Origin of the sequence: Mesorhizobium sp. C264A, from assembly GCF_040324515.1 — a bacterium.
Lineage (GTDB): Bacteria > Pseudomonadota > Alphaproteobacteria > Rhizobiales > Rhizobiaceae > Mesorhizobium.
Window position 1 is genome coordinate 725,822 of sequence record NZ_JAMYVY010000001.1, and the last position, 25,679, is coordinate 751,500.

Genomic DNA, 25,679 nt, shown 5'->3' on the forward strand with positions numbered 1-25,679 from the left:
CGATGAAGATTTTGAAACGCATCCTTCGCCTGTTTTTCTACACGCTGCTGATCGTGGCGGCGGCGGGCATCGGCGCGCTGGTCGTGCTGACCAAGACCGAGCGCGGCCGCGAAAATCTCGCCGGCATCATCTCTGACATGGCCTCGTCAGGGGACAGCAAAGTCACGGTCAGCGGCATTAACGGTATCTGGTCCGGAGCGCTGACGGTCGACCATGTCGTGCTGGAAGACCGCGAGGGCGCGTGGCTGGTGGCCCGCAAGGTGGCCGTCGACTGGTCGCCGCTGGCGCTGCTGTCGAAGATTTTCAGCGCCGACCGCATAGCGGCCGAACGGATAGAACTGGCACGGCTGCCTGTGGCGAGCACCGAGCCGAGCAAGAGCGGGTCGACCGGCCTGCCGGTTTCGCTTGATATCAGAGCGATCGATTTGCCGGAGATCGCGCTCGGCCAGCAACTTGCCGGCAGCGGCATTGCCGAACTTGCGGCCAAGGGATCGGCCAAGGTCGATGCGTCGCCGCTGGCGATCCAGACGGTGCTCAACGTTACCCGCCATGACGGCAAGCAAGGCAATGTCGACGCCAACATCCACTTCGCGCCGGATGAAAACAAGCTTGACCTCGATCTCAAGGCTTCCGAGCCGGCCGGCGGCATCATCGCCAACCTGCTCAAGCTACCCGGCGCGCCGCCGGTCACCATCGTCGTCTCGGGCACCGGGCCGCTGGCCAACTGGAGCGGCGTCGGCACCTTCATGGTCGATGGGCAGATCGTTACCCAGCTCACCGGCCGGCACCAGCTGACCGACAAGGGCAACCGGATCGAGGCCAAGGGCGACGGTTCGTTCGAAGGGTTCCTGCCGCAACAGTTCAAGTCGCTGTTTGCCGGCAAGACCAGTTTCGACCTCGCCGGCACCGCGACCGCAGCCGGCGGCGTCGACATCGAGCGCGCTGCAATCGAGAGCGACGCAGTTCATGGTACCGCTGCCGGCATGGTCGACCCCAACGGCGCCAGCGACCTTTCGGTCGAACTCGTGGCCAAAGCCAAGCCGGTCACGGTCAATGTCGGTACCCAGGCGCAGCCGATCATGGTGGCCATCAACATTGTGACCGCGCGCGCCTTCGGTGACGGCAAGGCGCCGATGATTGACGCCAGCGCTTCACTGGTCTCGGTGGTGGCGGGCGGCTCTCAGGTGAACAATCTGGATGCGAAGATCCATTCCGACGGTTTCGACATCGAGAGCCGCAGCGGCCCGGTCAGTGTAAGTCTGGCGGCCGCCGGGCTGAAGACCGACGTGGCGACGCTGGCGCCGCTGATCACCGGCAAGCTGACGGCCTCTCTTGCCGGTTCGATCAGCAGGGACGAGATTTCGCTCGACGAAGGCACGCTGCGCAGCGATGCTCTCAATGCCGGGCTGACGGCTAAGGTGACGCTGGCCGATCTCGCCATGACGCTGAAGATGAATGCGGATGCTGTGTCGACGGCGCTGCCGCCGCAGATCAGTTCGCTGCTTGGCGAACGGGTCAAATTCTCGGCGACCGCGACGCGCGATCCGCAGGGCTCTTTCGCCGCCAACTCGATCGAACTCACTTCCGGTTCGCTGAGCGCCAGCGGCACCGCCAGCGCGCAAGGCAGCGATATCCAGGCCGACATCAAGGGCAAGCTCGGCGACGTCTCGGTGCTGTCTTCGCTGGTCGGCGTGCCGATCGCCGGCGGGGTCGATTTCGCGCTGACGGCAAGCGGCGCGCGCAACGCACCGGATTTCTCGGTTTCGGCCGACAGTGCCAGCCTGACGGCCTCCGGCCGCACCGTCAAGGACATCAAGCTGACCGCATCGGGCAAGGCCGACATTGTGAGCCCGGCCGCAGATGTCTCGCTGACCGGCGCGGTCGACGAACAGCCGCTCGCCATCAAGGCGGCGCTGGTGACGAGCGATGGCAAGCGCTCCATCAAGGGGCTCAGCGTAGCGCTGGGCGACAACAAGGTGTCGGGCGACCTCGCGCTCGATGAAAAATTCCTGCCGCTGGGGACGCTGACGATCTCCGCCCCCGATATCGCGCCGCTGGCGTCGCTGGCCGGGCAGACGGCGGCCGGCGATATCGGCGGCACCGTGGTGTTCGCCAAAGACGGCGAGGCTCCCACTGTCACCATCAATGCAGCCAGCGTGTCGATCGCGCGCGGTGATGTGGCAGCCAAGGCAGTCACCGTCAGCGCACTGATCGCCAACTATCTCAACAGCCCTGCGATCTCCGGCACGATCAAGGCCGAGAGCGTGACCTCGGGAACGACCGTCGTCAGTGGCATCGGCGTCGACCTCAAGCGTGACGGCGACTGGACGAATTTCACCGGCGGCGCAACCATATCAGGCATTCCGGCGACAGCTGCCGGGCGGGCGAAGATTGCCGGGGGCGCGACCAGCGTCGAGGTCGCGTCCGGCGAGGCGACGGTGCGCGGCATCAAGGTGGCGATCGCCGAGCCGTCGAGCCTGACCATTGCCGATGGCATAACCAACATTCAAAGGCTGGTAGTCGATCTCGGCGGCGGCTCGGTGACGCTGTCGGGCACGGCGGGCCAGACGCTCGATCTGGCGGCGACCTTCTCGGCGCTGCCGGCTGCGCTTGCCAATGGCTTTTCGCCCGGCCTCGATGCCGCGGGCACGCTCGACGGCACGGCGCAAATCACCGGGCCGTCAGCAAATCCCGACATTCGCTTTAATGCAAAACTGGCCGGCGCCGAGACCAGCCAGACCCGTCAGGCCGGGCTCGGACCGCTCGATGTCGATGCGGCCGGCAGCTATTCGACGGCCGGCGGCGTCGTGCTGGATAAGGCGACGCTGTCGGGCCAAAAAATCTCCGGCAAGGCCGCCGGCACCGTCAACCCGAACGGCGCCAGCGATTTCGCGCTCGATCTGACATCGTCCGGTCCGAGCCTGCCGTTGACGCTGGGCAGCGCGGAAAGCCCGATCAAGCTCGAATTGCAGGCGCTGTTGGTGAAGGCGGCCGGGCAGGCTGCGCAAGCCAAGCTCGACATCTCGGCGGTACTGCCTTCGGTGGCGACGGATGACGCCAAGGTCGAGGGCATTGCGCTTGCGCTGCATTCCGATGCATTTGATATGAAAAGCCGAACCGGTCCGATCTCGGGCACGGTGACGGCGGACAAGATCGGTCTAGACAATCCGACCATCGCGCCGCTGATCGTCGGCAAAATCACCGCCAAGGTCGCGGGCAGCCTGGCGGCCGATGCGATTACCATCGACAGCGGCTCGGTGCAGGGCGATGCGCTGGGCAGTGCCTTCAATGGCCGTGTCGGCATTGCCGATGGAGCAATCGACCTCAACCTCAACGCCGACGTGCTGTCGGCGGCATTGCCGGCTGCGGCGCGCAGCGTGCTGGCAGAGCGCACGCAGCTCAGCGCCACGCTGAAGCGGGATGCCAATGGCAATGTCAGCGCCAATCCGGTCACGCTGGCGTCGGGCGCACTGACCGCGGACGGTCAGGCCAGCCTCGCCGACAACAAGCTTAGCGCACATATCAAGGGTGCACTGGCCGACATCTCGCTGTTGTCGAAAGATGCCAAAGGCGCGATCAGCTTTGCACTCAACGCGCAGGGGCCCAGCCTGGCGCCGGACCTGTCGCTGACGGTCAACAGCGACCGCCTGCTGGTGGCGGAACGCGAAATCACCGGACTTAAGCTGATTGCGACCGGCAAGGCCGATGCCGCGAACCCGGCAGCCAATGTGCAACTGACCGGCAATGTCGCGGGGCAGGCACTGCAAGGCAGCGCGGTGCTGGCGACTGCCGACGGCAAGAGCGCCATCAACGGCCTGCTGCTGTCACTCGGCAAGAACAGGATTTCCGGCGACCTTGCGCTCGACGAGGCTTTCGTGCCGGTCGGCACCATCGCGCTCGACCTGCCCGATATCGGACCGCTGGCGGCGCTGGCGCTGGAAAAGGCCGAAGGCGATGTGCGCGGCACTATTGCATTCTCCAAGACCGCGGATGGCCCGAACGTCGCCGTCAAGGCTGCGACCGCTTCAATCACGCGCGGCGACCTGCAGGCGAAGACGGTGTCGATCGATGCGCTGGTCGCCAACTATCTCGCCGCGCCGGTCATCTCGGGCAAGATTCGCGCCGACAGCGTCATTTCCGGCGGCACCGCCATCAGCGGCATCGATGTCGATTTGAAGCGCGACGGCGACTGGACCGGGTTTTCCGGCGGCGCCACCGTCAAGGGCATTCCGGCGAGGGCTGCGGGCAGGGTAAAGGTGGCTGGCGGCACCACCACCATCGAACTCGCTTCCGGCCAGGCCACGGTGCAGGGCATCAAGGCGGCCATCGCCCAGGCCTCGACCGTCAGCATCGCCAACGGCACCACGACGCTGGACAAGCTGGTGCTCAATCTCGGTGGCGGCACGGCGACGGTGACCGGCAAGGTCGGGCAGGCACTCGACATCAGTGCCGCGCTGTCGAAGGTGCCGGCTTCGCTGGCCAACAGTTTTTCGCCGGGCCTCCAGGCCGCCGGTTCGATTTCGGGAACAGTCAAGGTAACCGGCGCGCCGGGCAATCCGACTGTCGCTTTCGATATCGATGCTGGTGGGGTGCAGACCTCGCAGACGCGCAGCGCCGGTCTTGGCGGCATGAATATCTCTTCGTCGGGAACATTCGCCGGCAAGAAGCTCACCTTCAACGCCGACATCAGCGACGGCGCCGGGCTTGGCCTCAAGGGCGGCGGTACGGTGACGACGGCCGGCACACCAGCGCTGGTGCTCGACTTCAACGGCAAGGTGCCATTTTCCTTCCTGGCCGCCAAGCTTGCGGCGCAAGGGCTGTCGCTCAGCGGCACCGCCAACGTCAATATCCAGATGCGCGGCCCGGCGGCGTCGCCGGTGATCGGCGGCACGGTCAGCACGTCGGGCGCCCGCCTGGTCGACGCGCGTTCCGGTCTTGCCGTCAATGACATTGCCGCCGACATTTCGATCGGCAACGGCGTTGCCCGGATCAACCGGCTGACCGGCACGCTGTCGACACGCGGCAGCCTGTCGGCCTCCGGCACCCTCGGCATCAATCCGGCGCAAGGTTTCCCAGCCGATTTGTCGATCAAGCTGGTCGACGGCCGCTATACCGACGGCAGGGTGGTGACAGCCAATCTCGGCGGCGACCTGACCATTAAGGGGCCGCTCACCTCGGCGCCGGTGATTTCGGGCACCGTCAACCTGGCCAAGACCGTCATCACCGTTCCCGATAAGCTGCCGGGCTCGCTGGCAGCGCTCGGTGTCAAGCACAAGAACGCGCCCGCCTCCGTGCGGGCGCAGGACAAGGCCTTGCGACCGGCGGCGGCCAGCGGTGGTGGCGGCAGTGGGCTTGTCCTCGACGTCACGGTCAATGCGCCGAACCAGATCTTCATCCAGGGCAGGGGCGTCGATGCCGAGTTCGGCGGTTCGCTAAGGCTGACCGGCCCGGCGGCTTCGCCGCAGGCGGTCGGCACCTTCACCTTGCAGCGTGGGCGGCTGTCGATTCTCGGCAAGCGGCTGACCTTTACCGAAGGCACGGTCGGCTTTTCGGGCTCGCTGGTGCCCTACCTCAACTTGACCGCGACATCGACCACGACCAGCGCCACCGTCACCATCGTCGTCTCGGGCGAAGCGACCAATCCGAAATTCGACTTCTCCTCGGTGCCGGCGCTGCCCGAGGACGAGGTGCTGGCGCAGCTGATTTTCGGCCGCTCTATGTCGAACCTGTCGCCGCTTCAGATCGCGCAGCTGGCCGAGGCCGCCGGCCAACTGGCCGGCGTCGGCGGCTCGACCTCGCTGCTCGAAAACCTGCGCAGTGCAATCGGCGTCGATGACCTGGATGTGACCACCGATGACCAGGGCGGCACCGCCGTGTCGGCGGGCAAGTACCTCAATGACCGCACCTATGTGACGATCCAGAAAGGCGACAGGCCAGGATCGGGCAAGGCGACGATCGACCTCAATGTCGGACGCGGCGTCAAGCTGCGCGGCGAGGCCAACGATGGCGGTGAGGCCAAGGGCGGCATATTCTACGAAAAGGAATATTGAGTTCCTGGCCCTTACCGCCACCGGAACTGGCGCTGTCTCAACCCGCCCAATGTATCAATTACTCGCCTAAGCAGATTCCGGCGGAATCTGGGCGCGCTAGCACTTTTGCGCCAAGTCTGTCGTTATCACGCGAACCGCTCCCTTTTCAAAGTTGCACATTCCCTAACAGGTTCCGTAGCCATGCCGTCTTTGACATCACGGCAGGGATGCGGAATGTTAAAAGGCGGAAAGCCAACAATGGGAGTTAAGGTATGACAAATTACAAGAGTAATGGCGATCGCGTTCCCGATCACATCCTGGCCATGGCCGAAGAAGCCAAGGCAGGCAAAGTCGATCGCCGCGAGTTCCTCGCCATGGCGAGCGTGTTCGGCGCGTCGACTGCGATGGCCTACGGCATGCTCGGCGTAGCCGTGCCGACCCAAGCCAGGGCCGAAGAGGTGCAGGGCAAGAAGGGCGGCATCCTTAAAGTCGCGCAATGGGTCAAGGATCCCAAGGATCCGCGCAAGGCCGACTGGTCGGAAATCGCCAATGCCGAGCGTCAGGCGCTTGAGCCGCTGGTCAAGTACACCAGCGAATACACGTTCCGCCCGTACCTTCTGGAGAGCTGGGAGGTCAACGACGACGCCACCGAGTACACGTTGCATGTGCGCAAGGGTGTGACCTGGTCGAATGGCGATGCCTTCACCGCCGATGACGTCATCTTCAATCTCAAGCGCTGGGCCGACAAGAAGGCCGAGGGCAATTCCATGCCTGGCCGTCTCGGCACGCTGGTCAAGGACGACAAGCTCGACGAAAGCGCCGTGACCAAGGTTGACGACCACACCGTCAAGCTGAAGCTCGGCAAGGCTGACATCGCGCTCATTCCGAACATGTGCGACTATCCCGGCCTCATCGTGCACAAGAGCTTCGACGAGAAGGGCGGCGACTTCAAAGCCTGCCCGATCGGTACCGGCCCGTTCGAGCTCGTCTCCTACGATGTCGGCCAGAAGGTGGTCTACAAGCGCCGCGAGGACAACAAGTGGTGGGACGGCGAGGTGTTCCTCGACGGCATCGAATTCGTCGACTACGGCACCGATCCGGCAGCCATGGTCAGTGCCTTCGAGGCCGGCGAAGTCCATACCAATTTCGAGACCTCGGCCGACTATGTGTCGATCCTCGACGGACTGGACCTGGTCAAGTCCGAAATCGTCACCGCGTCGACCATCGTGTGCCGCACCAACATCAACAACAAGCCTTACGGCGATCAGAAAGTGCGCAACGCGCTGCAGTTGGCGGTCGACAACAATGTCGTTCTGCAGCTTGGCTACGGAAATGCCGGCACGGTGGCTGAAAACCACCATGTCTGCCAAATCCACCCGGAATATTACGAGCTGCCCAAAGTCGCTCGCGATCCGGCCAAGGCCAAGGCGCTGATGGCGGAAGCCGGCCAGGCCGACTTCGAGCATGAGCTGATCACGGTCGACGAAGACTGGCACAAGAATACCGGCGACGCCATCGCCGCGCAGATGCGCGACGCCGGCCTCAAGGTAAAGCGCACGGTGCTGCCGGGCTCGACGTTCTGGAACGACTGGACCAAGTACCCGCTGTCGATGACCAACTGGAACATGCGCCCGCTCGGCGTTCAGGTTCTGGCGATCGGCTATCGCACCGGCGAGGCCTGGAACGAGTCGGCCTATTCCAACCCCGAATGGGATGCCAAGCTCAATGCAGCATTGGCCGTTGCCGATGCGGCCAAGCGCAAGGAGATGATGAAGGACATCGAGCAGATCCTGCAGGATTCCGGCATCATGATCCAGCCATACTGGCGCAAGCTCTACAGCCACTCGGTCAAGGCGGTGCAGAATTACAAGATGCATCCGACCTTCGAGCGCGACTACGGCAAGGTCTGGCTCGACCAGGCGTGATCGGAACGTCAGGGAAGGGGCGCTTCGCTCCTTCCCGTCACGCCTTGCATCGTCCAGAACCGGAAGCCGCCGCAGCAAAAAGTTGCGGACTCTCCTGAAAGACCGTTCAATAAAACTGGGTTGATTGCATCCGAGTGCCGATTTGACGGCCAACTCTGCCGGCAACGGCAAAGCTGGTTTTTCGAACTGGCTCCAACCCCAACCAGACCGGCAGGGGACCGCCATGCTTTCTTTCGTAATCCGGCGTCTCGGCACCATGGCATTGACGATGCTGTGCCTGACGATGATCGTCTTCTTCCTGATCAACCTCGAGCCGAATTTGAAGAAGCTGGCGATCAGCCAGACCGAAATGCACACATCGGCCGAACAGCTCGAAAGCTGGCTGGTCAACCATGGCTACCGGCAGAACTTCTTCGTGCGCTACGGGCAATGGCTGGGCGTCGTCCCGAAGCAACCGGTGACCGATCCGGCGACCGGCAAGCCGACGCAGCGTTTCTCCTTCTGCAACGATCCGCTGGAGCCGAAATTCTCCGGCATCCTGGAAGGTGATTTCGGCTGCTCGACCAAGTTCAAAACCTCCGTTGCGTCAAAGCTCTTCCCCGCACTCGCCGCCACCGGTATCCTGATGCTCTGCGTGCTGTTGGTGATGGTGCCGATTTCGCTGCTGATCGGCATCCTGGCCGGCATGCGCGAGGGCTCGCGAACGGACCGAACGCTGTCCGTCGCATCGATCGCGTCGACGGCGACGCCCGAATATGTGTCCGGCGTCATCTTCACCGTCATCTTCGCCTCCTGGCTCGGCTGGCTGAACGGTTCGGCCGCCTCGGCAAGCCAGGGCATCACCTTCTACAATTTCACCCTGCCGGTGATGACGCTGGCGATCTACGGCATCGGCTACATCGCCCGCATGACACGCGCCTCGATGGTCGAGGTGATGACGCAGCAATATATCCGCACCGCCCGGCTGAAAGGGCTTTCCTTCGGCAGCGTCGTCGTCAAGCACGCGCTGCGCAATGCGCTGATCGCGCCCTTCACCGTCATCATGCTGCAATTTCCTTGGCTGCTTACCGGCGTCGTCATCGTCGAGGTGATGTTCCGCTACCAGGGCTTTGGCTACACGCTGGTCGAGGCCGCCGGCAACAACGACATCGATCTGCTGCTTGGCTGTTCACTGGTCTCGGTGTTCATCGTGCTGATCACGCAGCTCATCTCGGATGTCGGCTACGCGTTCCTCAATCCGCGTATCAGAGTTCAATAGGGGGCTGGGGCAGATGCAGGTCGAATATATCGGTGCCTTCAATGTCGTGCTCGGCGTGATTGGGCGTTTCTGGCCGGTCTGGTTAGGGCTTGCCCTGGTGATGGGGGTGAGCTTCACCTACAAGAAAAGGCTCGGCCTCTACGGCCAGTTGTTCGATAGCGGCGTCGGCATAGTCGGTGTCGGCATCTGCCTGTTCTGGCTGTTCACGGCAATCTTCGCGTCGACCGTCGCGCCCTTCGATCCGCTCGCCCAGGTCCCGATCATGAAGGATGCGCTGCCGGGCGCGCTCGAGCCGGTATCGAAACTCATCTACTATTTCGGCGGCGACAAGCTCGCCCGCGACGTCTTTTCGCGCATGGTCTATGGCAGCCAGATCGTGCTGATCATCGCGCCGGCGGCGACCGGTTTCGCGCTGATGGTCGGCATCACGCTCGGTCTGCCCGCCGGTTACTATGGCGGCCGGATCGACACCGTGCTGTCGTTCCTAGCCAATCTGGTGCTGGCCTTCCCGGTGATCCTGCTGTTTTACCTGCTGGTGACGCCGGGCATCATGGATACGCCGATCCCCTACGCCATGGCCGGGCTGTTCTTCCTGTTCCCGATCATCTTCTTTTCGGTGCTGTTCTGGACCCGCTACAAGAACCGGCCGGACCGCCTCTATATATTGCTCGGGCTGACGCTGATCATCGGCGGCTGGGTCTATGCCGGCCTGGTGTTCGACGCCGATCCGTTCAAGATCATCCACATCGATCCCAACCAGCTCAACATCTTCGTGGCGGTGGTGTTCGCCTCCAGCCCCGGCGTATTCCGCATCGTGCGCGGCCTGGTGATGGACATCAAGACGCGCGACTATGTGGCGGCGGCGCAGACGCGCGGTGAATCGCCCTGGTACATCATGCTGTGGGAGATCCTGCCCAATGCGCGCGGACCGCTGATCGTCGATGCCTGCCTGCGCATCGGCTACACCACGATCCTGCTCGGCACGCTCGGCTATTTCGGGCTGGGCCTGGCGCCGGAGAGTCCGGATTGGGGCACCGCGATCAAGGACGCCAGCCGCCTGCTGCGCTCCTTCATCCACCCGGCGCTGCCGCCGACAATCGCGCTGATGTCGTTCGTGCTGGGCTTGAACCTGCTTGCCGACTCGCTGCGCGAACAATCGATGAAAGACTGATCTGCGGGTTTCGGCGCCGCGAGCATGAAAATAGGATTGGAGCGACCCATGAATGAGGCAGTTCGAAATCCCGGCAACCCGACCCTTGGGCCAAGCGCTGCGCCGATCATCGAGATCGAGAACCTGTCGATCTCCTTCTTCACCCGCAAGGGTGAGATCCCTGCCGTCATGGACTTTTCCTGCACGGTGATGCCGGGCGAAGCCATGGGCATCGTCGGCGAGTCCGGCTGCGGCAAGTCGACCGTGTCGCTCGGCATCATGCGCGACCTCTCCAACATCGGAAAGATCGTTGGCGGCAAGATCAAGTTCCAGGGCAAGGACATGGGCGAGCTGTCCGACGAGGAGTTGCGCTCCATCCGCGGCAACAAGATCGCCATGATCTACCAGGAGCCGATGGCGAGCCTCAATCCGGCGATGAAGGTCGGCCAGCAATTGATGGAAGTGCCGCTGATCCACGACAAGGTGTCGAAGGAAGAGGCTTACAAAAGGGCGCTCGAAATGGTGCGCTCGGTGAGATTGCCCGATCCCGAACGGATGATGCGTTCCTATCCGCACCAGCTCTCCGGTGGCCAGCAGCAGCGCATCGTCATTGCCATGGCGCTGCTGTCGAAGCCCGCGCTGCTTCTGCTCGACGAGCCGACGACCGCGCTCGACGTGACGGTGGAGGCCGGCATCGTCGAACTGGTCAAGGGGCTCGGCGAGAAGTTCGGCACGTCGATGATCTTCGTGTCGCACAATCTGGGCCTCATCCTCGAGACCTGCGACCGCATCACGGTGATGTACTCGGGCGAAGCGGTCGAGACCGGCAAGATCAAGGACGTCTTCGACCGGATGCGCCATCCTTATACGCAAGGGCTGTTCCGTTCGATTCCGCTGCCGGGCGCCGACAAGAATTCGCGGCCGCTGATCTCTATCCCCGGCCAGTTGCCGCTGCCGCATGAGCGGCCCAAGGGCTGCAATTTCGGCCCGCGCTGCCACCATTTCGTTGAGGGCGTCTGCAATGCCGCCGAAATCCCGATGATCGAGGTCGCCGGTCACGAAGGGCATTTCTCGCGCTGCGTGCGCTTCAACGAGATCGACTGGGAAGCGCTGCCTCCCGGCGCCAAGAAGGTCAATGAGAAGGTTGTGCCCGGCGCGCCGGTGCTCAAGATCGAGGATTTGAGAAAATACTACAAGGTCGGCGGCAGCGAAGTGTTCGGCTCCAGCGAAGGCCGCGTCGTCAAGGCCAATGAGACGATCTCGTTTATGGCCCGCGAATCCGAGACCGTCGCCATCGTCGGCGAGTCCGGCTGCGGAAAGTCGACGCTGGCCAAGGTCCTGCTCGGGCTGGAGACGGCAAGTGCCGGCACAGTGACGCTGGGCAACAAGGAGATCCAGTCGACCGGCATCGAGAAGCGCAGCGTCGAAACGGTGTCATCGATCCAGATGGTGTTCCAGAACCCGTTCGATACGCTCAATCCCAGCCACTCCGTCGGTTCGCAGATCATCCGCACGCTGGAAAAATTCAAAGTCGGCAACAATGTCGCCGAGCGGCGCAAGCGCATGCTGGAGCTGCTTGACCTGGTGAAGCTGCCGCGGGCCTTCGAGACGCGCAAGCCGCGTCAGCTCTCAGGCGGCCAGAAGCAGCGCATCGGCGTGGCGCGTGCCTTTGCCGGCGATGCCAAGGTGGTGGTGGCCGACGAGCCGGTGTCGGCACTCGACGTCTCGGTGCAGGCGGCGGTGACCGAGCTGCTGATGGACATCCAGCGCAAGAACAAGACGACGATGCTGTTCATCAGTCACGATCTGTCCGTCGTGCGCTACATCGCCGACCGGGTCGTCGTCATGTATCTCGGCTACATCGTCGAGCAGGGTACGACCGACCAGATCTTCGCGCCGCCCTACCACCCCTACACCGAGGCGCTTCTGTCGGCGATCCCGATCGCCGACACCAGCGTGGTCAAACGGCACATCGTGCTCGAAGGCGATATCCCGTCGGCGATGAACCCGCCGAGCGGCTGCCCGTTCCAGACGCGCTGCGGCTACAAGAGGCTGGTGCCGGACAATCTGTGCGAGACCAAGGTGCCGCCGGTGAAGCATCTCGGCGATGGCCATATGAGCCTGTGCTGGCTGTCGGACGATGTGCTGGCGACGATGGAGCCGGTGATCAAGTTCGACAGGGAACACGCAGCGCATGAGGGCGTGCCGGAAGACGCACCGGATGGGATCGGCCCCGGTTTCGCCGGCGAACCGCCGAAGCGCCCGCATGGCAAGAAGCCGAGCTGACCAGCCATAGAGGCAATGCCGCTCGTTGGCGCGTTGCCGCAGCGTCGCCATAGCTCAAGGAACGACAGCTACGTTCGCTTGAATATTGCTGTCCATTGCTTTATGTGATGCGTGATGTTTGATGCGCGGTAGGGAGCATGTTGTGAGAACCACACTTGCAATCGATGACGATGTCCTACTTGCGGCCAAGGCCATGGCGCGACAGCAGGACCGCAGCGTTGGCGACGTCATTTCCGATCTGGCTCGCCGCTCACTGCGCAGGCCCCCGACCGGCGGTGAACGCAACGGCATCCCCTTGCTTGCATCGCGGCCCGACGGCCCGATGGTCGATCTCGAAATGGTCAATGCGCTTCGCGACGAATTGCCGTGACCTTCCTGCTCGACGTCAATGTGTTGATTGCGTTGATCGATCCGGCTCACGTCGCGCATGAAGATGCCCATCGGTGGTTCCAATCCACCGGGCATTTATCATGGGCAACATGTCCCATTACCGAGAATGGCGTCATCAGGATTGTAAGCAACCCGAAATACCCCAATTCTCCGGGTTCGCCCGCCATGGTGGCGCAGATTGTCGGCAAGCTGCATGCCCTTTCAGGACATCAGTTCTGGCCTGACGAGATCAGCCTTGTCGGTTCCAACGACATCGATGCAGCCAGGATCCTCACCCCGGCACAGGTAACGGATAGCTATCTGTTGGGACTCGCCAAGGCGCGTGACGGCCAATTGGCGACGTTTGACCGAAAGCTGTCGACGGCAGCGGTAAAGGGAGGGAGGTCGATCCTCCACCTGATCCCAAGCGAATGAATGGCTGAGTTCCGCTTCAATCGCAAACTGCGTGGCTGCAAGACCGCTTGGCAACGTCAGCTGCCGCATTGCTGCAGCTGTTCGGCATAGTCGCGGGCCATCTTTTCGGTCGCCCTGGCATAGCCCTGCACGCCGGCGTCACCACGGTTGCCACGGCCGTAGGCGGTCCAGCCGAGATAGTAGGCGAGGTAGAGATTGTAGGTGTCGTTGCGGGCGACGCCGAACGTGTCTGATGTCTTGGAATGATACCAGCCGACGAAATCGACGGCATCGGCAAACTTGGTCCGCCTCGCCGCCCAGCTGCCGGTTTCGCTCTGATATTGCGACCAGGTGCCGTCGAGCGCCTGCGAGAAACCGGTGGCTGACGAGACATGTTTCCACGGAATGAAGCCGAGCAGTTTGGTACGCGGCGGCCTGGCATTGCTCTTGAAACCGGATTCCTTGCGCACCGTCGCCATCAGCACGGGGACGGGGACGCCGTATTTCTGCGAGGCGCGCTCGGCGGCCGACTGCCAGTTGTCGAACCAGCCGTCGTTCTGGTCGAAGACGGCGCAGACATTGTTGATATGGTTGGGCGGCGTCGCGCAGGCCGGCAAAGCCAGCAGCACGCCAACCGCTACAATTTTACTCAAATTCGAACTACGCATGGAAGACGGATAGGCCGAAATCATAAAGGGAATCTTGCGGCGTTTCTTAACGGCTTGCCGGCCCGGCTCCGCTGAGTGGGACCTGTATCATTATTCCGACCTTTTGCGTCGCCTCTGTCTCCATACGAATTCAAAAATGCCGCCTTGGCTAAAATCACGCCCGCGAAGGGCGGATTTCTGACAGCGATATCCGGATGCCGGCGCTCTGATGCCAGGCATGAATGAACCAAGACGAAAGCGCGGCGCGGAGCGAACCAGCAACCGGGGGCCTGCCGCCATCCCGCAACTTCCACTGCGGCGGGTGACCAATCCCTATCCGCCGATGGCGATGCTCTCAGTCGACCAGGTCGAAACGATCCACCAGGCGTCGATGCATATTCTGGAAAATTTCGGCATCGAGGTGATGTCTCAGCGGGCGCTGGCGCTGTTCGAGAAGGCGGGCGCAAAGGTCGACCATGCAACGGCGAACGTCCGCATCGACCGGGGCCTTGTCGCCGAGGCGCTGAAGACCACGCAGTCCAGCTATCGGCTGACGCCGCGCAATCGCGCCAACACCATTCATCTCGGCGGCAACACGATCAATTTCACCCTCGTCGCCGGGCCGCCCAATGTGCACGACATGGAGCGCGGCCGGCGCGCCGGAAACTTGCACGACTATGCCGATCTGACCCGGCTGGCGCAGCATTTCAACTGCATCCACATGCTCGGCAACCAGGTCTGCGCGCCAGTGGAACTGCCGGCCAACACCAGGCACATGGATACCTATTTCACCAATCTGACGCTGACCGACAAATCGTTCCATGTCTCGGCGATCGGACGAGGCCGGGCGCTGGACGGCATCGAGATGATGGCAATCGCGCGCGGGCTGACGCTGGACGAGATGCGCGATGATCCCGGCATTGCCACCATCATCTCGGTCAACTCGCCGCGGCGTTTCGACGAGATGATGGCCGAAGGGCTGATGACCATGGCTGAGTTCGGCCAGTCGGTGGCGGTGACGCCGTTCACGCTGATGGGCGCGATGAGCCCGGTGACGCTCGCCGGCGCCCTGGCGCAGCAGAATGCCGAGGCGCTGTTCGGCGTGGTGCTGACGCAACTGGTGCGCCCCGGCGCGCCGGTGATGTACGGCGCCTTCACCTCCAACGTCGACATGAAGTCGGGCGCGCCGGCCTTCGGAACGCCGGAGAACACCAAGGCCAACATCGCCTCGGGGCAATTGGCGCGGCGCTACAATCTGCCCTACCGCACGACACCGGGGTCGGCATCGAATGCGGCGGACGCGCAAGGCGCCTACGAGACGCTGATGGCGCTGTGGGGCGCTGTGCTCGGCCACGGCAACCTCGTCTATCATGCCGCCGGCTGGCAGGAGGGCGGGCTGACGGCATCGTTCGAAAAGCTCATCATCGATGTCGAGATGATCCAGCACATGATGGAGTTCCTGCGCCCGATCGTCGTCGACGAGGCGGAGCTTGCGGTCGAGGCGCTGGGCGCGGTGCCGACCGGCGGCCATTTCTTCGGCGAACCGCACACGCTGGAACGCTATGCCACCGCCTTCTACCAGCCGATGCTGTCCAACTGGCAGAATTACGAGGCCTGGCAGGAAGCCGGCGGCCTCGACACCACGGCGCGCGCGACGCGGCTGTGGAAGAAAGCGCTGGAAGACTATGTCGAGCCGGTGATGGACATCGCCGTGCGCGAGGCGCTGGAGGCGTATGTGGCCAGGCGCAAGGAAGCGATCGGGCAGGGCGAGCCATGACTTTTTCAACATCGGCGCGCGGCGCTGCCTTTCTGATTCACCTTATCTCCTCAACTCGTTGATAACAGAGCAAAACTCATGAAATCGCATGCAAAGGTCGTGGTCATTGGCGGTGGCGTCGTCGGGTGCTCCGTGCTGTTCCATCTGGCGCGTCATGGCTGGACCGATGTCGTGCTTTTGGAGCGCGACGAGCTGACCTCCGGCTCGACCTGGCATGCGGCCGGCGGCATGCACACGATCAATGGCGACCCCAACGTCGCCAAGCTGCAGAAATACACGATCTCGCTCTACAAGGAGATCGAGGAGCTGTCGGGACAGGCGACCGGCGTGCATCTGACCGGCGGCGTGCTTCTGGCGGCGACCGAGGCGCGGCTCGACTGGCTGCGCGGCGTCGTCGCCAAAGGGCGTTACCTCGGCATCGAGCTCGAAGAAATATCGGCCCATGAAGCGGCCGAGCTGATGCCGCTGCTCGACCCGAAACAATTCGTCGGCGCCGTCCGCAACAAGGAGGACGGCCATCTCGATCCCTCCGGCGTGACGCATGCCTATGCCAAGGCCGCGCGGAAACTGGGCGCCGAGGTCGAGCGCTTCACCAAGGTCGAGGACATTGTGCGCCGGCCCGACGGCATGTGGCGCGTCATCACCAACAAGGGCGAAGTGGTGGCCGAGCATGTCGTCAATGCCGGCGGGTTATGGGCGCGCGAGGTCGGCCGCATGGTCGGGCTGGAGCTGCCGGTGCTGGCAATGGAGCACATGTACCTGATCACCGAGGATATGCCCGAGGTGGCGGCGTGGAACGCCAAGACGGGGACCGAGATCATCCATGCCGTCGATTTCGATGGTGAGCTGTACCTGCGCCAGGAGCGCGGCGGCATGCTGATGGGCACGTACGAGAAGGCCAATAAGGTCTGGTCCGAATTCCAGACGCCGTGGAATTTCGGTCATGAATTGCTGGAGCCGGACATCGACCGCATCGCGCCGTCGCTCGAAGTCGGCTTCCGCCATTTCCCGGCCTTCGAGAGGACCGGCATCAAGCAGATCATCAACGGGCCCTTCACCTTCGCGCCGGACGGCAATCCGCTGGTTGGGCCGGTGCGTGGCCTTCCCGGCTTCTGGGTCGCCTGCGGCGTCATGGCGGGCTTTTCACAAGGCGGCGGCGTCGGCCTGGCGCTGTCCAACTGGATGATCGAGGGCGATCCCGGCGCCGACATCTGGGCGATGGATGTCGCGCGCTACGGCGACTGGGCGACGATGGCCTACACCAATGCCAAGGTGCGCGAGAACTATTCGCGCCGCTTCTCGATCCGTTTCCCCAATGAGGAGCTGCCCGCCGGGCGGCAGCTGAAGACGACGCCGATCTATGATCTGCTGTCGGCCAAGGGCGCGCAATGGGGCGTGTCCTATGGGCTGGAAGTGCCGCTCTGGTTTGCGCCCGAGGGTGTCAAGGACGAGTTCTCGTGGCGGCGGTCCAGCGATTTCACCCATGTCGCCAATGAGGTCGCGACTGTTCGTGAGAGCGTCGGCCTGGCGGAGATTTCGAACTTCGCCAAATACAAGGTGACGGGAGGAGGGGCGGCCGCTTGGCTCGACCGGGTCTTTGCCTGCAAGTTGCCCAAGCCAGGCCGCATGACGCTGGCGCCGATGCTGAAGGATGACGGCAAGCTCATCGGCGATTTCACGCTGGCCAATATCGGTGCCACCAATTCCAACGGGACCGAGTGGTTCATCGCCGGCTCCGGTATCGCCGAGCAGTATCATATGCGCTGGTTCGAGGCGCATTTACCTGCGGATAGCTCAGTGCGCATGGAGGCGCTGGGGCAGAAACTGACCGGTCTGGCGATCGCCGGACCCAAGGCGAGGGAGGTGCTGGCGAAGGTCAGCCGCGCGGATGTCGCCAACACCGCATTCCCCTTCATGGCGGTCGCGAAAATGGACATCGGCACGGCGCCATGCCTGGTCGGCCGCGTCAGCTACACCGGCGATCTCGGCTACGAGATCTGGGTGGCGCCGGAATATCAGCGCGCTGCCTTCCAGGCGTTGATGGCGGCAGGCGAGGAATTCGGCCTCGGCCTGTTCGGCTCGCGCGCGCTCAATGCGCTGCGGCTGGAGAAAAACTACGGCTCATGGGCGCGCGAATACCGGCCGATCTACGGGCCGCTGGAGGCCGGGCTCGACCGTTTCGTCGCCTATGGCAAGGATGCCGATTTCGTCGGCAAGGCCGGCGCTCTTGCCGAGCGCAAGCAGGGCGGCAAGCTCAGGCTGCGCACATTTATCCTAGATGCCGACGATGCCGATGTCATCGGCGACGAGCCGATCTGGTACGATGGCGCGGTGCGCGGCTGGGTGACGTCGGGCGGCTATGCGCATCACTCGAAGAAATCCGTCGCCATCGGCTATGTGCCGAAGGAGATCGCAGACAAGAGCGACGGCTTCGAAATCGAACTTTTGGGCAAGCGCCACGCGGCGCGCGTTCAGGCAGCGCCGCTCTTTGACGCGAACTTCGAGCGAATGCGCGCCTGAAGCGCTTCGGCTTCGCCGAGGCGCTTCAGATTCTTGTTTTGTGCAAGTCGTTTTTTGTGCAAGTCGTTATCCCAAAACCGCTGCGCACTTTTGGGCGACATGCATCAGGCGCGTCAGGTGCTGCGGCGGTTGTCGAGCGCGAAGGCGCCGGCGCCGGCAAACACCAGATAGAGGAAGATGAAGCAGAAGGAGATCGCGGCATCGCCGCTGTTGTTGACCGGGAAGAAGTCGCGCGGGTAGTGCGCCATGAAATAGGCGATGGCCATCTCGCCGGCCAGCAGGAACGCGACCGGGCGGGTGAACAGACCGAGCGCCAGCAGGATGCCACCGGCGAATTCCAGGATGCCTGCCGTCGCCGTCAGGCCGGTAAGAGCGTGAGGCTCGGCGCTGACCGGAAAATTGAACAGTTTCTGCGAGCCATGCTCGATGAACTGCAGGGCTGTGATGATGCGCAGGACGCCGAGTGCCTGCGGCTGAAATCTGGCGAGACCGTCAAAAAGCTTCATCTAAACTCCATTTTTCCAACCATGTGGCCCGGCCATAAATCATCACCCGGCGCTGGACCATTCACTTCCCATGGCCTGTCATCAACAATCGGTGATTGCAATTATTTCCAGTCTGACTTCGAAATTTGCTCTCGTTATGGTTGCATAAATCTCGTTAAGGTTGTATATCTGCGAGTAGACACTCCAAACCAGACGGGTTCCTTCGCCATGAAAAAAGTCGCCATCAGCCTGTTCGCAATCCTCGCAAGCACCAGTTTCGCCGTGGCCGCTGATGCTGGCTGCGATGCCTTCAAATGGCCGGTAACACGCGAGCAGGAACTGTTTCCGGCAGCGCCCGCCGCGCAGTCAGGTGCCTCTCTTGCTTTTGGCGAAGCCGCGGATATGGCGCTGGAGCCGGTCGATGCGGTCAGCTTCACGGTCTCACCGCAACGCGCGCCGGCAGCCGGCACGTTCGGCGCGACGGCAAATGTGGCCGTGCCAACGCAAGGAGAGCTCCAGATCAGCCTGTCCGATGAGGCCTGGGTCGACGTCATTCAGGATGGCCAGGCCGTGAAATCAGCCGGTTTCAGCGGCGTGAAGACCTGCCTCGGCGTCCGCAAGAGCCTGCGCTTCAAGCTGACGCCTGGCGCAGCCACGATCCAGCTCAGCGGCGCCAGGAAAGAGAACCTCAAGGTTGCGGTGCTGGCGCCGGAGTGACCGCGCCCGGACGCGCCTCTCATCGCACCAGCGGCGCGATGAGAGCAGTTCCGTGCAGGCGAGTACCGGAGGGGATCAGCGGCCCGGCGCGATCAGCGCGAAATAAGCGCCTTGCGGATCGGTGAACTGGGCAATCCATTGGCCGGTCGGCACCGGCATCGGACCCATGACGATCTTGCCGCCATTGTCGGTGACGCGTTTGGCGGCTGCGTCGATGGCATCGACATTGAAGTAGAACAGCCACACCGGCACCGGCAGCTGTTGTGGCTTGTTCATGATGCCGCCGCCGGATTCAGGGCCGGCCGAGAAGGTCTGATAGATGCCCATCTCGCCGACGTCCATGCTACCGGCATCGGTCCAGCCGAACTGGCTTGAATAGAAATCGAAGGCCTTCTGGCGGTCGGCCGCATAAAGCTCGTGCCAGCCGACATGGCCCGGCGTCGTTGCCGGAAGGACGGGCTGGTCGGGACCATTGGGCTGCAGGAACATGAAGGCGGCGCCTTGCGGGTCGGCGACGACGGAGAAACGGCCGACGCCGGGAATGTCGTCGGGTTCGCGGTGAACAGCCCCGCCGGCGGCTTTCAGTGCCTCGGTCGAGGCATCGGTATCGCTGGTGTGGATATAGCCGAACCAGGCCGGCTTCAGACCCGTCCTGGCTGCTTCCTCGGGCAGGGTCATCAGCCCGCCGACGCCACGCTCGGCGGAGTTCACCACGATATAGCGCGGCATGCCGGGCGCCTTGTCGAAGGGCTCGGCCCGCCAGCCGACCACGCTGGTGTAGAACGCTTGCGCCGCATCGAGGTCGCTGGTCATCAACTCGTACCAGAAGAAGGGCATTGGGGATTTCGGCATTTTCGGTCTCCTCACCTTCATGCATAGATCGTCGTCCGATCCATCAAAGGACGTTTCAGCGACGCGAATCCGACAGCGAAGCGGAGAAAGTTCAACGGCTGCGTTGACACATCGTTCCGCACTTCGTCCCGCTCGACGCCTTGCACGTGCGGCGGTTTTCGACTTTCCTTGGGCAAACGAGGGGTAGTCGTTTCATGCGCCTTATGTCGCTCACGCCTGAGCTTGTGTCACTGTGTCATCGCGAAGAGGTCGATCCCGGGCCGGACGGCAGCTGGACGCAGCTGAACGACGAGGATTTTCGCACGCTTGCCTTACAGCTCTCCGACGAAGCCGATGCGGGGCCGTTATGGGTGTTCGCCTATGGCTCGCTGATCTGGAAGCCGGCTTTCGAGTCCGTCGAACGCCAGCGCGCCACTGCGTTTGGCTGGCATCGCTCCTTCTGCCTCGACATGGTGCGCTGGCGCGGCAGCGTCGCGCAGCCGGGGCTGATGATGGCGCTCGAACGCGGCGGCCGATGCGACGGCGTCATCTACCGCCTGCCCGACGGCGACAAGCCGCAGCAGATCGAAAGACTGCTGCGGCGCGAGATCGACGACCATGAGAGTGTCAGCTCGGTCCGGTGGGTTCCCGTGCGCACGGAGCAGGGCCGGATACGGGCGCTCGGCTTCTGGGTCGGGGTGACTGGCAGGGGAACGTCGCTCGGGCAGCCGCTGGACACGGTGGCGGGGGTGCTTGCCAGAGCCTGCGGCCATGTCGGCTCGGGCGCGGAATATCTCTACAACACCGTCAGCCACCTCGAGGAATTCGGCATCCGCGACCGCAATCTGTGGCGGCTGCAGCAACTGGTTGCCGACGAGATCAGGTCGATCCATGGCGGCCGCTCAGATGCCAGCCTACAGCTGGCACCTTCGTAGCGAACAGCCACCAATCTTGGCCTGTGCCGGAGCGTATGCGGTTTCAAGGCGTTTCGCTCCCCGGGTGATCAGATCCAAGAAGGAGTGGCTTCACGAGCAATGACCTCAACCGTGCATTCGAGACTGAGCAGCAGAAAATGCGTACAGTCTTCTGTCGGGCCAAGTGTCGATCGCAACCAGTGCGAGTTCTCCACTCGCAGGATCGGCCACCTGTAGGAGGCTTGCCTGCCAGATCCAATCAATGGGATCGAGGTGTCCGCACGGATTTTGGTCAGTCCCAGCATGTCATCATGGGCAGCCAGGGCTACTACCCCTTGAAAATCGATCTTGAGAGTTCGTTCCGATGTCCCGAAGTCGCCTTCGACGGTCAGCTCAAAGTTATTGTCGGATTTTAGACGCCACACCTGACAGGCAGCCAGAGGTAAATCTCCCACGGGCTCCCACCGGTGAGCCGTCTCCCTATCATCGGTCATCGCCTTCTCCGTTGAATGAAAGCCGCGCATCGTGCTCAAGCGCCCTATCATTTCGCGCTGGCCTGGAACAGCTTGCCGCGACTTGGAGCTTATCGCGCTCCCCTCTTTGAGGACGCAACCGTCACTCATAACATGAGCAACTAAATCATATTACCAGCTAATCTTTTCAGCGGCTTGGGTCGAAAATTGACCAATTGATAAAAAAATAAAACGTGCTAGCCTTCCCCAAAACGAAAACAGGGGAACTGACGATGCCAGAAGGCCAGTTCAAGGACGGCATTGCCGGCGGCCGGCTTGCCGCCGACCAGTACGCCGAGAATTTTTCCGATCTGCATCCGCCGCTCGATCACCACGAAGCGCTGGTCGAATCCGATCGCTGCTATTTCTGCTACGACGCGCCGTGCATGAATGCATGCCCGACCTCGATCGACATTCCGCTGTTCATCCGCCAGATATCGACCGGCAACCCGATCGGTTCGGCCAAGACGATTTTCGACCAGAACATACTGGGTGGCATGTGCGCCCGCGTCTGCCCGACCGAGACGCTTTGCGAAGAGGTCTGCGTGCGCGAGGTGGCGGAAGGCAAGCCGGTGCAGATCGGCCGCCTGCAACGCTACGCCACCGATGTCGCCATGGCCGAGCACAAGCAGTTTTATCCGCGCGCTGAATCGACCGGCAAGTCGGTCGCCGTCGTGGGCGCCGGACCGGCCGGTCTTGCCGCGGCCCACCGGCTCGCCCGCCAGGGCCATGACGTCACCATTCTGGAAGCCCGCCCGAAGGCCGGCGGCCTCAATGAATATGGCATCGCCGCCTACAAGAGCATCGACAATTTCGCCCAGGCCGAGGTCGACTATGTCACGGGGATCGGCGGCATCGATATCCATAACGGCAAGGCGCTCGGCCGCGACTACCAGCTGTCGGACCTGATCCTGAATTACGATGCCGTCTTCCTCGGCATGGGGCTAGGCGGCGTGAATGCGTTGCGCGCGGATGGCGAGGACGCCGATGGCGTTGTCAATGCGGTCGAGTTCATCGCCGAGCTACGCCAGGCCAGCGATCTCGCGAGCCTGCCGGTCGGCCGGCGCGTCGTCGTCATCGGCGGCGGCATGACGGCGATCGATGCCGCGGTGCAGTCGAAGCTGCTCGGCGCCGAGCAGGTGACGATCTGCTACCGGCGCGGCCAGGAGCACATGAACGCCTCCGAGTTCGAGCAGGATCTGGCCGCGGCCAACGGCGTCACCATCCGCCACTGGCTGCAGCCGAAGCGGGTCATCGCCGAGGCTGGCAAAGTGTCGGGCATCGAGCTCGAATACACCGCCATGAACGGGGACAGGCTTGCCGGCACGGGCGAGACGCTGACGCTTACTGCCGACCAGGTGTTCAAGGCCATCGGCCAGAGCTTTGTGCCGGCCGCGCTTAATGGAAGCGGCGCCTCGATCGATCTTGAAGCCGGCCGCATCAAGGTCGATGCGGAAGGCCGCACCTCGCTCGCCAATGTCTGGGCCGGCGGCGACTGCATCTTCGGCGGCGACGATTTGACGGTCTCGGCCGTCGCGCAAGGCCGCGACGCGGCGGAGAGCATCAACCGGGCACTGGCTGGAGGAAGCTGGAATGCCTAACGTCGTCAAGTTCGTTGGAGCTTTAAGCACGAGCCTGTTGCTGTTTTCTGCCAACGCCTCGGCGGCTCATCGTGTGACCAGATATTTTGATCAACCGGACGTTCGCGCAGGGGAGGCGTTCTCTCCTATGCTTGGGTGCGGGAACGAGGAGCTCATCTCTGGAGGTTACGCGCTTGATATCCCGCCGGCCAACCCTACTGCGTTGGTTGTATCGGCAAGTTATCCGTTTAGCGACCATGTGTGGCAGGTCGTCGTCCGAAACGTTTCGAGTGAGCCTGTAGCAGTTCAGATGACTCTTGTTGTGATCTGTAGCTAGCGGGAGAGTTATGACCGACATCCGCAACAATTTCGTCGGCATCAAATCGCCCAATCCGTTCTGGTTGGCCTCGGTAAAGCCGACCCGCTTGATCAACCGGGCACTGCGATGATCGCGCCGATCCTCGCTGCCGTCATCGGCACCGCGGCAATGCCGGCGGCTTCACCGGACTATTGGCTCTATGCGCAATGGTGTGACCAGAAGGGTGAAGAGCGGATGTCCGTCGAGGCATCCGATGTCGGCTTCAGCGAGCACACGATCTGCCAATGGACATCCGGGCCGCCAAGCGGCGATCATGTTGAGACAAAGATTTCATGCGCCAGCGTCTATCTCAACGGGGACGAGACCGTGCGCATGGACGAAAGAATGGTCGGGTTGGAGGCGCGCAAGGGCGATCCGGACCAGATCACGGTAACGGTCGAAGGCGAACCGCCATCGGTTTTTCTTCGATGCGAGGAATGATCGCAGGCAACGCTTTGAGGTGGCGGTAAGCCCGCCACGGCCAGAGGAGAAAGACCCATGGCAGACATCCGCAACAATTTCGTCGGCATCAAATCGCCCAATCCGTTCTGGCTGGCTTCGGCGCCGCCGACCGACAAGGCCTACAACGTCATCCGCGCCTTCAAGGCGGGCTGGGGCGGCGTCGTGTGGAAGACGCTGGGCGAAGAAGGTCCGCCGGTGGTCAACGTCAACGGCCCGCGTTATGGCGCGATCTGGGGGGCGGACCGGCGCCTGCTCGGCCTCAACAATATCGAGCTGATCACCGACCGCGATTTGCAGGTCAATCTGCGCGAGATCAAGCAGGTCAAGAAGGACTGGCCCGACCGCGCCATCGTCGTCTCACTGATGGTGCCATGCGTCGAGGAAAGCTGGAAGGCGATCCTGCCGGTGGTCGAGGAGACCGAAGCCGACGGCATCGAGCTCAATTTCGGCTGCCCGCACGGCATGTCGGAACGCGGCATGGGCGCGGCTGTCGGCCAGGTGCCGGAATACATCGAAATGGTGGTGCGCTGGTGCAAGGCCAACACCCGCATGCCTGTCATCACCAAGCTGACGCCGAATATCACCGATGTGCGCAAGCCGGCGCGCGCCGCACTCTCCGGCGGAACCGACGCGGTGTCGCTGATCAACACCATCAACTCGATCACCGGCGTCGACCTCGATAGCTTCGCGCCGCAGCCGACCATCGACGGCAAGGGCTCGCATGGCGGCTATTGCGGCCCGGCGGTGAAGCCGATTGCCATGAACATGGTGGCCGAGATCGCCCGCGATCCGGAAACGCACGGCCTGCCGATCTCCGGCATTGGCGGCATCACCACCTGGCGCGATGCGGCTGAATTCATGGCGCTCGGCGCCGGCAATGTGCAGGTGTGCACGGCGGCGATGACTTACGGCTTCAAGATCGTGCAGGAGATGATCGCCGGTCTCGAAAACTGGATGGACGAGAAAGGCCACGCCTCGCTCAACGACATTGTCGGCCGCGCCACGCCCAACGTTACCGACTGGCAGTATCTCAACCTCAATTACATCGCCAAGGCGCATATCGACCAGGACGCCTGCATCAAATGCGGCCGCTGCCACATCGCCTGCGAGGACACTTCGCACCAGGCAATCACCAACATGGTCGACGGCGTCAGGCATTTCGAGGTGATCGAGGCCGAATGCGTCGGCTGCAATCTGTGCGTCAATGTCTGCCCGGTCGAGAACTGCATCACCATGGAGCCGCTGGCCGCCGGCGTCATGGACCAGCGCACCGGCAAGCCGGTGTCGCCGGTCTATGCCAACTGGACGACGCACCCGAACAACCCGATGGCCAAGGTGGCCGCAGAGTAGGAACGGGTCGAAGAAAAAAGCGGCGCTTTCGAGCGCCGTTTTTCATTTTACTATTGCAGATAAAATTTATCCACGATATAGAATATCCATGAATA

The 25,679-nt window shown here is 62.8% G+C and carries 19 protein-coding genes; 15 read left to right on the forward strand and 4 right to left on the reverse strand.

Annotated features, from left to right (window positions below; translation table 11 throughout):
• The first annotated feature begins 2 nt into the window (after window positions 1-2).
• The 7 genes from NKL04_RS03515 (at window position 3) to NKL04_RS03545 (ending at window position 13,452) form a co-directional block, all read left to right on the forward strand.
• Window positions 3-6,050 (forward strand): translocation/assembly module TamB domain-containing protein, encoded by a 6,048-nt coding sequence (locus NKL04_RS03515; RefSeq protein ID WP_023699650.1) that lies wholly within the window; start codon window positions 3-5, stop codon window positions 6,048-6,050.
• A gap of 251 nt (window positions 6,051-6,301) precedes the next feature.
• Window positions 6,302-7,954, forward strand: coding sequence for an ABC transporter substrate-binding protein (locus tag NKL04_RS03520; protein ID WP_023668187.1), 1,653 nt, complete (start codon window positions 6,302-6,304; stop codon window positions 7,952-7,954).
• Between the two features lie 223 nt (window positions 7,955-8,177).
• A complete protein-coding gene (locus NKL04_RS03525; protein WP_023668188.1) occupies window positions 8,178-9,212 on the forward strand; it encodes an ABC transporter permease in 1,035 nt (344 codons plus the stop codon).
• Window positions 9,213-9,225: 13 nt separating this feature from the next.
• Window positions 9,226-10,383: an ABC transporter permease gene (locus NKL04_RS03530; protein ID WP_023690814.1), complete on the forward strand. Its 1,158-nt coding sequence runs from the start codon at window positions 9,226-9,228 to the stop codon at window positions 10,381-10,383.
• A gap of 48 nt (window positions 10,384-10,431) precedes the next feature.
• Window positions 10,432-12,648 (forward strand): dipeptide ABC transporter ATP-binding protein, encoded by a 2,217-nt coding sequence (locus tag NKL04_RS03535; protein WP_023668190.1) that lies wholly within the window; start codon window positions 10,432-10,434, stop codon window positions 12,646-12,648.
• 142 nt (window positions 12,649-12,790) lie between these two features.
• Window positions 12,791-13,018 (forward strand): hypothetical protein, encoded by a 228-nt coding sequence (locus tag NKL04_RS03540; RefSeq protein ID WP_023668191.1) that lies wholly within the window; start codon window positions 12,791-12,793, stop codon window positions 13,016-13,018.
• The gene (locus NKL04_RS03545; protein ID WP_023699649.1) at window positions 13,015-13,452 is read left to right on the forward strand and encodes a TA system VapC family ribonuclease toxin; all 438 of its coding nucleotides are present in this window, start codon (window positions 13,015-13,017) and stop codon (window positions 13,450-13,452) included. Before NKL04_RS03540 ends, NKL04_RS03545 begins: the two co-directional genes overlap by 4 nt.
• Window positions 13,453-13,508: 56 nt before the next feature.
• Here NKL04_RS03545 and NKL04_RS03550 read toward each other — a convergent pair whose 3' ends face one another.
• A complete protein-coding gene (locus NKL04_RS03550; RefSeq protein WP_023682203.1) occupies window positions 13,509-14,099 on the reverse strand; it encodes a transglycosylase SLT domain-containing protein in 591 nt (196 codons plus the stop codon).
• 217 nt (window positions 14,100-14,316) lie between these two features.
• Between NKL04_RS03550 and NKL04_RS03555 the strand changes: the two genes are divergently transcribed.
• Complete coding sequence (locus tag NKL04_RS03555) at window positions 14,317-15,855, forward strand: trimethylamine methyltransferase family protein (RefSeq protein ID WP_023699648.1); 1,539 nt, start codon at window positions 14,317-14,319, stop codon at window positions 15,853-15,855.
• 78 nt (window positions 15,856-15,933) lie between these two features.
• The gene (locus NKL04_RS03560) at window positions 15,934-18,375 is read left to right on the forward strand and encodes a GcvT family protein (RefSeq protein ID WP_023699647.1); all 2,442 of its coding nucleotides are present in this window, start codon (window positions 15,934-15,936) and stop codon (window positions 18,373-18,375) included.
• A 113-nt stretch (window positions 18,376-18,488) separates the two neighbouring features.
• Here the strand turns inward: NKL04_RS03560 and NKL04_RS03565 are convergent, their stop codons facing one another.
• Window positions 18,489-18,881 carry a DoxX family protein gene (locus tag NKL04_RS03565; protein ID WP_023699646.1) on the reverse strand — a complete coding sequence of 131 codons (393 nt, stop codon included), beginning with the start codon at window positions 18,879-18,881 and terminating at the stop codon, window positions 18,489-18,491.
• A 21-nt stretch (window positions 18,882-18,902) separates the two neighbouring features.
• Here NKL04_RS03565 and NKL04_RS03570 point away from each other — a divergent pair, with 21 nt between their 5' ends.
• Entirely contained in the window at window positions 18,903-19,577 is a 675-nt protein-coding gene (locus NKL04_RS03570; RefSeq protein WP_348529175.1) for a hypothetical protein, read from the forward strand.
• A gap of 75 nt (window positions 19,578-19,652) precedes the next feature.
• Here NKL04_RS03570 and NKL04_RS03575 read toward each other — a convergent pair whose 3' ends face one another.
• Complete coding sequence (locus tag NKL04_RS03575) at window positions 19,653-20,429, reverse strand: VOC family protein (RefSeq protein ID WP_023699644.1); 777 nt, start codon at window positions 20,427-20,429, stop codon at window positions 19,653-19,655.
• 194 nt (window positions 20,430-20,623) lie between these two features.
• Here NKL04_RS03575 and NKL04_RS03580 point away from each other — a divergent pair, with 194 nt between their 5' ends.
• Window positions 20,624-21,343, forward strand: a complete 720-nt coding sequence (locus tag NKL04_RS03580) for a gamma-glutamylcyclotransferase (protein WP_023699643.1) — start codon at window positions 20,624-20,626, stop codon at window positions 21,341-21,343.
• A 68-nt stretch (window positions 21,344-21,411) separates the two neighbouring features.
• Here the strand turns inward: NKL04_RS03580 and NKL04_RS03585 are convergent, their stop codons facing one another.
• Window positions 21,412-21,855 (reverse strand): hypothetical protein, encoded by a 444-nt coding sequence (locus NKL04_RS03585; RefSeq protein WP_156935986.1) that lies wholly within the window; start codon window positions 21,853-21,855, stop codon window positions 21,412-21,414.
• A 212-nt stretch (window positions 21,856-22,067) separates the two neighbouring features.
• Between NKL04_RS03585 and NKL04_RS03590 the strand changes: the two genes are divergently transcribed.
• The 4 genes from NKL04_RS03590 to preA all read left to right on the forward strand — a co-directional run bounded on the left by NKL04_RS03590 (window position 22,068) and on the right by preA (window position 25,584).
• Window positions 22,068-23,435: an NAD(P)-dependent oxidoreductase gene (locus NKL04_RS03590; protein WP_023699641.1), complete on the forward strand. Its 1,368-nt coding sequence runs from the start codon at window positions 22,068-22,070 to the stop codon at window positions 23,433-23,435.
• Window positions 23,428-23,751, forward strand: a complete 324-nt coding sequence (locus NKL04_RS32040; RefSeq protein ID WP_023729384.1) for a hypothetical protein — start codon at window positions 23,428-23,430, stop codon at window positions 23,749-23,751. Before NKL04_RS03590 ends, NKL04_RS32040 begins: the two co-directional genes overlap by 8 nt.
• A gap of 108 nt (window positions 23,752-23,859) precedes the next feature.
• The gene (locus NKL04_RS03595; RefSeq protein WP_023699640.1) at window positions 23,860-24,213 is read left to right on the forward strand and encodes a hypothetical protein; all 354 of its coding nucleotides are present in this window, start codon (window positions 23,860-23,862) and stop codon (window positions 24,211-24,213) included.
• A gap of 57 nt (window positions 24,214-24,270) precedes the next feature.
• Window positions 24,271-25,584 carry an NAD-dependent dihydropyrimidine dehydrogenase subunit PreA gene (preA, locus tag NKL04_RS03600; RefSeq protein WP_023690825.1) on the forward strand — a complete coding sequence of 438 codons (1,314 nt, stop codon included), beginning with the start codon at window positions 24,271-24,273 and terminating at the stop codon, window positions 25,582-25,584.
• Window positions 25,585-25,679 lie beyond the last annotated feature (95 nt).

Excerpts from the sequence above, each read along its gene's own strand:
- NKL04_RS03515 (WP_023699650.1), top strand. The coding sequence starts at position 3 with ATGAAGATTTTGAAACGCATCCTTCGCCTGTTTTTCTACACGCTGCTG.
- NKL04_RS03520 (WP_023668187.1), top strand. The coding sequence starts at position 6,302 with ATGACAAATTACAAGAGTAATGGCGATCGCGTTCCCGATCACATCCTG.
- NKL04_RS03525 (WP_023668188.1), top strand. The coding sequence starts at position 8,178 with ATGCTTTCTTTCGTAATCCGGCGTCTCGGCACCATGGCATTGACGATG.
- NKL04_RS03530 (WP_023690814.1), top strand. The coding sequence starts at position 9,226 with ATGCAGGTCGAATATATCGGTGCCTTCAATGTCGTGCTCGGCGTGATT.
- NKL04_RS03535 (WP_023668190.1), top strand. The coding sequence starts at position 10,432 with ATGAATGAGGCAGTTCGAAATCCCGGCAACCCGACCCTTGGGCCAAGC.
- NKL04_RS03550 (WP_023682203.1), bottom strand. The coding sequence starts at position 14,099 with ATGCGTAGTTCGAATTTGAGTAAAATTGTAGCGGTTGGCGTGCTGCTG.
- NKL04_RS03555 (WP_023699648.1), top strand. The coding sequence starts at position 14,317 with ATGAATGAACCAAGACGAAAGCGCGGCGCGGAGCGAACCAGCAACCGG.
- NKL04_RS03560 (WP_023699647.1), top strand. The coding sequence starts at position 15,934 with ATGAAATCGCATGCAAAGGTCGTGGTCATTGGCGGTGGCGTCGTCGGG.
- NKL04_RS03565 (WP_023699646.1), bottom strand. The coding sequence starts at position 18,881 with ATGAAGCTTTTTGACGGTCTCGCCAGATTTCAGCCGCAGGCACTCGGC.
- NKL04_RS03570 (WP_348529175.1), top strand. The coding sequence starts at position 18,903 with ATGTGGCCCGGCCATAAATCATCACCCGGCGCTGGACCATTCACTTCC.
- NKL04_RS03575 (WP_023699644.1), bottom strand. The coding sequence starts at position 20,429 with ATGCCGAAATCCCCAATGCCCTTCTTCTGGTACGAGTTGATGACCAGC.
- NKL04_RS03580 (WP_023699643.1), top strand. The coding sequence starts at position 20,624 with ATGCGCCTTATGTCGCTCACGCCTGAGCTTGTGTCACTGTGTCATCGC.
- NKL04_RS03590 (WP_023699641.1), top strand. The coding sequence starts at position 22,068 with ATGCCAGAAGGCCAGTTCAAGGACGGCATTGCCGGCGGCCGGCTTGCC.
- NKL04_RS32040 (WP_023729384.1), top strand. The coding sequence starts at position 23,428 with ATGCCTAACGTCGTCAAGTTCGTTGGAGCTTTAAGCACGAGCCTGTTG.
- NKL04_RS03595 (WP_023699640.1), top strand. The coding sequence starts at position 23,860 with ATGATCGCGCCGATCCTCGCTGCCGTCATCGGCACCGCGGCAATGCCG.
- preA (WP_023690825.1), top strand. The coding sequence starts at position 24,271 with ATGGCAGACATCCGCAACAATTTCGTCGGCATCAAATCGCCCAATCCG.